The 5,020-nt window shown below is 41.3% G+C and carries 6 protein-coding genes and 3 pseudogenes; 1 reads left to right on the forward strand and 8 read right to left on the reverse strand.

Annotation, left to right across the window (positions count from 1 at the left end; genetic code table 11):
* The 7 genes and pseudogenes from IEY42_RS22525 to IEY42_RS21665 all read right to left on the reverse strand — a co-directional run.
* On the reverse strand, nt 1–182 hold a 182-nt coding region (locus IEY42_RS22525; protein ID WP_229780249.1), incomplete at its 3' end, for a helix-turn-helix domain-containing protein.
* A 492-nt stretch (nt 183–674) separates the two neighbouring features.
* Complete coding sequence (gene ccmD / locus IEY42_RS21640; protein ID WP_140906973.1) at nt 675–869, reverse strand: heme exporter protein CcmD; 195 nt, start codon at nt 867–869, stop codon at nt 675–677.
* Entirely contained in the window at nt 869–1,615 is a 747-nt protein-coding gene (locus tag IEY42_RS21645) for a heme ABC transporter permease (RefSeq protein ID WP_188927251.1), read from the reverse strand. The genes ccmD and IEY42_RS21645 overlap by 1 nt, the downstream gene beginning before the upstream one ends.
* Nucleotides 1,616–1,733: 118 nt before the next feature.
* The gene (locus IEY42_RS21650) at nt 1,734–2,525 is read right to left on the reverse strand and encodes a cytochrome C assembly family protein (protein WP_014611600.1); all 792 of its coding nucleotides are present in this window, start codon (nt 2,523–2,525) and stop codon (nt 1,734–1,736) included.
* A 28-nt stretch (nt 2,526–2,553) separates the two neighbouring features.
* Nucleotides 2,554–2,946, reverse strand: coding sequence for a SirB2 family protein (locus IEY42_RS21655; protein WP_014611601.1), 393 nt, complete (start codon nt 2,944–2,946; stop codon nt 2,554–2,556).
* Between the two features lie 367 nt (nt 2,947–3,313).
* A pseudogene (locus tag IEY42_RS21660) lies at nt 3,314–3,433 on the reverse strand (IS5/IS1182 family transposase); the annotation flags it as partial.
* Between the two features lie 37 nt (nt 3,434–3,470).
* Nucleotides 3,471–4,091, reverse strand: coding sequence for a glutathione S-transferase family protein (locus IEY42_RS21665; protein WP_014611602.1), 621 nt, complete (start codon nt 4,089–4,091; stop codon nt 3,471–3,473).
* Nucleotides 4,092–4,298: 207 nt separating this feature from the next.
* Here IEY42_RS21665 and IEY42_RS22750 point away from each other — a divergent pair.
* Nucleotides 4,299–4,547: pseudogene (locus IEY42_RS22750) on the forward strand (winged helix-turn-helix transcriptional regulator); the annotation flags it as partial.
* A 140-nt stretch (nt 4,548–4,687) separates the two neighbouring features.
* Here IEY42_RS22750 and IEY42_RS21675 read toward each other — a convergent pair.
* Nucleotides 4,688–5,020, reverse strand: a pseudogene (locus IEY42_RS21675) (DUF4382 domain-containing protein); the annotation flags it as partial.

A 5,020-nucleotide genomic window follows, 5' to 3' on the forward strand; every position in this document is an offset into this window, starting at 1 on the left:
AATTCTTTAAAAATGACATGAAGTACTTGTACATCCAAGTTTTCAACACTTCTATTTTCAATTTCCCAAAGTAAAACCTTACTTAAACCTATTTTCCCCGCGACGTAATCCAATGATAACCCTTTATTTACCCTAGCAATTCTCAGTTTATTACCAATATCAAAATTAGTATTGATTTTCATTGTTACAAGATACTCTTAAGTAAGGCGTTACATTTAAAAAATTTTGTATATTATTTCTTGCACCCAGAATTTAACCGTAAAACTAGATAAAAATGATTGCTCAAATGCCATAAAACTCTCTATTACTAACCAATGAATATTACTATTCTAATAATTTCAAAAACTCTGTGGTCAATAGCCTTGTTGGTGCAGTAAGAAATCGATTTAACTGAAACGATATCAATATACATAGCCCATAAACCTTGGACAGTGGGTTCACAAGTTTCTGACGAGACTAATTGATAACGCGAAACTGTAAATTAATGTTTTAAAACGGAAAATCCAACTTCAGGCTTAGCGCAAGTATCGTTTTGCAGTGAATCTTCTCACTCGGGGGTATAAAACAGATCCAAGTTCGAGTAAGCACATCGAGCAACAATGAAGTACAAGCGGCCACTATTCTGAAGACCATCACTGTAAATGTGAGTCATTTTTCACATTTGAAATTAATGATTAAATCTCTCGAGTTTCTTTTAGGCGTTCTTCACGCGCTATCTTAACGGCTATTTTTGTCAGTACATTAGCTTGACCTTTAGCGCTCACTATCACTAACGTGCCAAGACAAAAAAATGTGACGCTATATGCAAACCACACATAAAAGCCGTAGCCGCCCATATTCAAAAATTCACTAAATGATTCAAATTGCATTATTTTATTCCTTGAGCTTTCGCTAGTTCACGTACCCACGGACGCATACTATTTCGCGCCAGCACTTCCGCTTTAAATCTAATGGTTGAAATAGCGATAATTAATACCCCAAAGCCAAAGATATTTAGCAATAAGGGAATAAGCATTTCAGATGGCATCGCCGATTTTTCAGTAATCTTAATCGTCGAAGGCTGATGTAATGAACTCCACCAATCGACAGAATATTTGATAATAGGAATGTTTATTACGCCCACTATTGCCAAAATCCCCGCAGCCCGAGCGGCTAATACCTTATCTTCAAATGAGGCATATAACGAAATCACCCCAAGATACAGGAACAGTAAGACTAATTCCGAAGTTAAACGAGCATCCCACACCCACCATGTTCCCCACATAGGTTTACCCCAAGTTGCGCCTGTTACAAGGGCTATCAAGGTTAAAACCGCACCGACGGGCGCAATTGACGCTACGGCCCAATCAGCCACTTTAACTTTCCATACTAAGCCAATAAATGCTGCGCAAGCCATGCTCATATATGCCACCATCGACATTGAGGCTGAAGGGACATGCACAAAAATAATACGGTAACTGTCACCTTGTTGATAATCGGTGGGTGCAAATATCAATCCCCATGTGGTACCTACGGCGACTAACGCCAGTGCAAGGCCGATAAACCAAAACTGTAACTTTACAGCTACTTGATACGCACGCTCAGGCTCGGCGTAAGGATGAAGCCATTTCAACATAATCACTACTCACTGTGAAAAATACGCCAAGTATCATTGGCGCTGGATAAATAAAACGTTCTGCTTAAGCTAGCAACTCAACAAGTGTCTACTCAAATCAATCCGGAACAGTCAACAATTAACCAATAAGAATTAATTCATTAACGATTCGCGCTGCAAAGTAAGCGAGGAATATCAACCCTGCCCCGCTTATGGTATAAATCACTGCTGTACGAATTTTGCAGCCTTTAGAATACTGCTGCCACAACATAACCACATACACCAACCACGCTAAAATAGACAACACCATTTTATGGCCCATGCCGCCGACAAAGATGTTATTGAGAGAAATAAAGCCTGTGCCGATCGACAAGCTCAGCAAGATAAAGCCCATGATCACTAACTGATAAAGCTGCTTCTCTAACGTCAGTAAAGGTGGCATCGATGGCGTTTTGATTAGTTGTTTGGTCTTCAATTTATTCAAGATGACCCATAATTGTATCGCATACAGCGCCGCTATCATTAAGGTACTAAAGGCCATCAAAGATAAAATCACATGTGCCAGCACAGCAGGGTGCGCGTTAAAATGGCCAATATAAGATGAAGGAATGAGCCACATCAAGCCCACAGAAACGATAGCGCAGCCATACACCACAGTCGCCACTACCATCACTTTCAATCGAAAAATTAGCACAGTAAACGTGAGTGCAATTAACCAATTCACTAATGAAAACACATTACTCACACTAAAATTTTGTCCTTCAGGGGTAAATATCGCCTGGGACAACACCACAGCGTGTAACACCACCGCTATAGCTCCCGCAGCAGTGGCAAGGGGACGATTAGGACCACCAACGCGAAATAGCCGTCTTGACACGACTATCAGTGCAATTACATAAAAAATCATTGTCAAAACGAAACAACCAAGCATAGTGTGCAATCCTATCAGCCAACTGCCATTAAATTAAAAATGGGCAAAACCATGCAGCATGCGACATTGACGCGCCGACAATGTAGCCGAACACCAATAATGCAGCGATCCCCGCAAGTAGTTTTTGACCTCGGTGTTGGCACTTAATCGCCAACACGCCAAGGCCAATGTAAACCACTAAAGCTATTAATTTAGCTATTAACCAACTCTGTTCGACTACATTCATTTTTAATATTGCTATCAGTACGACACCCGTCAACAGCAGTAAGGTATCGTTAAGATGGGGTAATACTTTCAAAAACTTAGACTGCATTCCTGCACTTGCACAAAATGAACTCAACCAACGATAGGTAAACAGCGCCACGCTGACTAAGGCCAACATAATGTGTAGATTTTTTATCAGGGTGTAATAGAAAACCATTTCTCTTATCCTTGTTTATCTATCAATTTTTCAGTGGATGATGACATGGTGTCGTCGGCCGCTTAACCTCACATCACTGACGGACAGAATACAGCAATAACGCACCATTAGATTTTAGGCTATTATATTGCTAGCAATTTAATTTACTGTGAGATGTCGCTCACTTCAGCTAGGTGGATAATCTGATCTACGGCAGCAAGCATTCTCATTCTTGCTGCAGGATTACTAGGGTCTGTTGATCTTTGCTATTCAAATGTTGCTCAGCAATACATCGATAACCACATTAACGTAAACACCAGTGAAACCATATTGGGGCTTTGTTTCCTCATTTAGATCGGCAAATAAAGCTCTCCAATATGAACAAATATCAAACAACATATTGAGTTTCAGGCATACCTAACCCTGTTAGCGCGTTCAACGCTTTGAGCATGGCGTAAGTTTCACTTACTTGGGCATTGTAAGTTCTCATACTCAAGCGTCCACCGACTTTTCCCTAAACCATCACCAATGATTGGGCGACCTTACTAAATGTTAGGCCATGCGATTTTCATCGCCTTGATATAAGCAGGTCTAGCGCAAATATCGGCTAAATAGCGTTTCACATGTGGCAAATCGTCAACCGTTCTACCACCAAACAATGGCAGCGTTGTCAGCGCAAATACCGACATAATATCGGCGCAACTAAAGCTGTTTCCAGCTAAATATTGGTTTTTACTCAAGTGATTATTGATGTGTTGATAGTAGCCTTCACGTCGCCTCAACAAAATTTTTTGCACAGCACTATTGAGAGTCTCCGACTCCTTAAGAGCCAACTCAGCCATAAATACTGTCAAGGTATTACTGTTAAATTGCATCCAATACAGGTAATCAGCATAGTTTTCATCGGTATGAGGGATTACCAAACGACCGTTACCATATTTGTGGCAAAGATATTCGACAATTGCATTCGACTCACACAGCGTCAGTTCACCATCTTCGATGATAGGTGATGTGGCAGCAGGATGAAGCGCTAAGTATTCATCTGGCGCGGTGTTGTCTTCTACTTTACGCTGATAAAACTTGATGTTGTAAGGCAGGCCGAGTTCCTCCATCAACCACACGATACGGTCTGATTGTGAAACGCCTAAATGATGAATCGTTATCATAAAATTCCCTCGCTAATCCACGATGATAAGTTATTAACTTTTACTTGCATTATGCAAGTGATTGACTGGTTATAATCCAGATTACTTGCGTTAAGAAAGTGATGAAGGTAGCATTTCCTGCATCGTCTATCGCAACGAAGTCACAGCTATGAAACATCGTTCTGTGTGCCCTATTAGCTTGGCACTAGACCTCTTAGGGATAAATGGTCACTGTTAGTTATTAGAGATGCGGTTTTCTGTGGTGCTCAATATTTTAAGGACTTTAAAGCCGCCAAAGAGAATATCTCTACTAACATTCTTGCTGATCGCTTGAAAAGCTTAGAAAACAATGGTTTTTTAAAAAAACAGAAAGACCCATCCAACGCCAAGCAATTTATTTACACACCGACAGAATTGGCCTTTAAATTAGTCCCCACCCTTATCGAACTGGTGGTTTTTAGCAGTGATTGCGGGTGAGCGTTACGAATGGACGTTTTCTAAATCGGATATACTCCGAACTGGTGAGTCGAAGAATGAATTTCTTCGCTACAGATTGAAATGAACTAACAGTGCAACATTGGGCTTCTGCATTGTAAGAAGCCCTATTCCACGCCTATCTAACCGCCATGGTGTCCACCACCATGATGGCCGCCATTACCGTTACCGCACTCATGAATGGTTTCTTGTCCCCCCTGAGAGCCAGTCTCGATGGTGATAGTGCCAGAATCTTTAAACATCACATACTGGCCACCACTGATATCGTCAGCTATTGGATCATCCAGATGCCCTAAGCAGCTGTAGCCCACTCGGTACTCACCTGCAGGCAGGTATCCCATAGTGAAGTACCAGTTACCGTTAATATCTTGTATCATCGGACTTACCGCCGAAGGCAAAGTACGTCCACTTGGAGGCATGGATCCCATATCGCCCATCTGACTTATACCGTTGAT

This window comes from Shewanella algicola (assembly GCF_014648035.1).
Lineage (GTDB): Bacteria > Pseudomonadota > Gammaproteobacteria > Enterobacterales > Shewanellaceae > Shewanella > Shewanella algicola.